This is a genomic window from Azospirillum isscasi (genome assembly GCF_030849505.1).
GTDB classification, from domain to species: Bacteria; Pseudomonadota; Alphaproteobacteria; order Azospirillales; family Azospirillaceae; genus Azospirillum; species Azospirillum isscasi.
This window is the reverse complement of record NZ_JAUJFI010000330.1, coordinates 1-2,031: the sequence shown is the minus strand read 5'-3', so window position 1 is coordinate 2,031 and position 2,031 is coordinate 1. Positions and strand designations below refer to the sequence as shown.

Here is a 2,031-nt window from a genome sequence, read left to right as displayed (position 1 = left end):
GGCTCGGCCACGCATTGCACCGCGACGGCGGCGATGGCGGCGTCCACGGCGTTGCCGCCCGCCGCCAGGATGTCCAGCGCCGCCGCGCTCGCCAGCGGGTGCGAGGTGGCCACCGCGGCTTCCCCCGCCACCAGCGCCGACCGCCCGGGCCGGCAGAAGTCTCGCATCACGATGGGGGGCACGATGGGGCGTCCTCCAGGCCGGGAAACGGGGGCTTGCGGGTCAGTGCGGGCCGCGGCGCAGGGGGACGACGCGGTGGCCCCTCCCCTCCGGTTCCTTCGCGGCGTGGTCGTGCACCTTCTTGAGCTGGATGACGTAGCGCTCCGCGCCATTGGCCATCACGGCGATGACGGTCGGCCCGTTCGCCCAGTCGCTGGGCACGAGGTGAAGTTCCTTGATGCGCGCGGTCCCGGCGGTCAGCTCGGCAAGGTCGAGAACCTCGTCCCCGGCGCGGAACCCCAGATATTCATCGACGATCATAGCGTCCGGCGGCAGTGTCTTGGCGGCAGAGCCGTCAGCCTACCAGCACCGCAGCCGCCGGGCCACCGCCCAGGCCGCCGCCCGGCGCTTTTTCATAGGGACCGGACCCTGCGGATCATACGGCGAAACGGGTCATATGATTGTCCCAGCGGAAGTCGGCCAGCCGCAGGCCGGCGCCGGGCAGCGCCGGCGCCGTGCCGACCGTCCGGAGATCGCCCAGACCGCTGCTCGCCAGGAAGCCGTCGCCGTCCGGGGCGATGCCGCAGCCGTCGGGCAGAGCCGCGGCGCCCAGCCACGCGCCCGTCGCGTCGTCCCACACCCCGATGATGCCGCCCTTGGGCGAACTGGCCGCGACCTTCCCTTTGTCCGCCGCCACGCTGCCGATGTAGCCCTCGAAGCGGGACAGCTCGTCCTCCGGCGTCTCGAACAGGCGGACCGCGCCGCCGCCCGGACGGTGCGTGCCGGTCAGGGGCTGGAGCATGCCGATGGGCCGCTCGTCCTGCGCGCCGAAGGCGATGCCGCCGTCCGCCAGCGCGGCGATGTGACGGATGCCGAGGTTGGCGTGCTCCTCCGGCAGGCGCACCTGATCGAGCAGCTTTCCGCTCGACACCTCCACATAGGTGATGGAGGAGTCCATCTCGTCCAGGTTCAGCTTGGCCCGCCCTGTGTCCGGGTGGGTGATCACGCCGCCGTTGGCGACCGCCAGGACCGTGCCGTCCGCGATCATCAGTAGCTCGTGCGGCCCCAGCCCGTGGGTCGGCATGGCGCCGACGCGGCGGTAGCCGTCCATCGCGTCGTAGACGCCGATGGACCCGGCCTCGCGCGGCACGTCGTCCTCCGCCACATAGAGCAGCCGGCCATCGGCGGAGAAGGCGCCATGGCCGGTGAAGCGGCGGTCTTCCGGCGCGCGGATCACCGGCCCCGGACGCCCGTCCACCAGCGACAGAGGCATGAACCAGCGCCCCGGACGGCGGGCGAAGGCCACGGCCTCGGCGCGCGCCGGGTGCGGAACGACGCCGTGGGCGCGGCCCGGCGTCGGGGCGGAGAAGCGCACGCCGCCCGCCCCGTCCAGCGCCGCCACGCCATACTCCGGCGAGGCCGCCGCGGTGGCGTAGGCGTTGAGGAACAGCGTCCCCCCGGCGGTCTCCGCCCGCGCCGGTCCCAGAAGGGCACCGAGCAGGCCGCCCCCGAGCAGACCACCGCCAATCAGAAACAGGGTGCCACGGCGGGTCGCGTCCATGGCTCAGTCTCCATCCAGCTCGTTGAAGCCGATGCTGATCTCCAGCAGCGGCGCCACCGTGCCGGTCAGCAGGTTGCGCACGTCCTTCACCCGCTGCAGGGCGGTCTCCACCGGCTTGCGCTTCGCCGCGTCGGCGACGGCGACGTTGATCGGGGCGGGGATCGCCTCCGCGGCGCGGACCGCGGCGGTGAAGCCATCCTCCAGCGCGCTGCGGGCCTGGGCGCCGTCCGCCCCGGCGGGCAGCAGCGCGGGCAGGCCGGGGCCGCCGCCCTCACCCAGCATCAGGGGGCGCAGGGCCTCCAGGTTGGTCC

The 2,031-nt window shown here is 73.8% G+C and carries 2 protein-coding genes and 2 pseudogenes; all 4 read right to left on the bottom strand.

All coding sequences use genetic code 11. The annotated features are described in order from the left end of the window. A pseudogene (locus tag QSG27_RS28770) lies at positions 1–182 on the bottom strand (gamma-glutamyltransferase); the annotation flags it as partial. A 40-nt stretch (positions 183–222) separates the two neighbouring features. Further along, on the bottom strand, positions 223–480 hold the full coding sequence (locus tag QSG27_RS28765; protein ID WP_306712258.1) for a hypothetical protein: 258 nt from the start codon (positions 478–480) through the stop codon (positions 223–225). 115 nt (positions 481–595) lie between these two features. Next, complete coding sequence (locus QSG27_RS28760) at positions 596–1,720, bottom strand: DUF1513 domain-containing protein (protein WP_306712256.1); 1,125 nt, start codon at positions 1,718–1,720, stop codon at positions 596–598. Positions 1,721–1,723: 3 nt separating this feature from the next. Then, positions 1,724–2,031, bottom strand: a pseudogene (locus QSG27_RS28755) (imelysin family protein); the annotation flags it as partial.

Bases quoted from the DNA above. Each gene is read 5' to 3' on its own strand.
- QSG27_RS28765 (WP_306712258.1), bottom strand. From the start codon at position 480: ATGATCGTCGATGAATATCTGGGGTTCCGCGCCGGGGACGAGGTTCTC.
- QSG27_RS28760 (WP_306712256.1), bottom strand. From the start codon at position 1,720: ATGGACGCGACCCGCCGTGGCACCCTGTTTCTGATTGGCGGTGGTCTG.